Origin of the sequence: Streptomyces katrae, assembly GCF_000966975.1 — a bacterium.
In the GTDB taxonomy this organism is placed as follows: Bacteria; Actinomycetota; Actinomycetes; order Streptomycetales; family Streptomycetaceae; genus Streptomyces; species Streptomyces katrae.
Window position 1 is genome coordinate 1 of sequence record NZ_JZWV01001781.1, and the last position, 352, is coordinate 352.

Annotated in this window: 1 pseudogene; it reads right to left on the bottom strand. The window is 84.9% G+C overall.

The annotated features are described in order from the left end of the window. Positions 1 to 352: pseudogene (locus VR44_RS49475) on the bottom strand (hypothetical protein); the annotation flags it as partial.

Below are 352 nucleotides of genomic sequence, written 5' to 3' on the forward strand. Positions count from 1 at the left end.
GGCCGCCAGTGAGACCCCGAAGGCCCCCGCCCCCGCACACCCGGCAGCCGCCCACGCCACTGCCGGCTCCACGGCCCGCAGGGCCACCGCCCCGGCCGCGAGCGTCACCGCCAGCTCCGCCCCGAGCACCACCGCGCCCGGCAGCCCCGCCCCCGAGGCCGCCACGAACAGCCCGGCCCACGCGCACACCACCGCCACCGCCCGGGCGACCCGGCCCGGCAGCCCCACGGCGTCCCGGCGGGACCCGCCCCGGCCCGCACCGCCCGGCACCGTCGCGGCGCCCGCGTACGGCGCGGCGCCCGACGGGTCGGCGCCGGCCGCCCCGAGCCGGGACAGGAGGCCGACTGCCCCG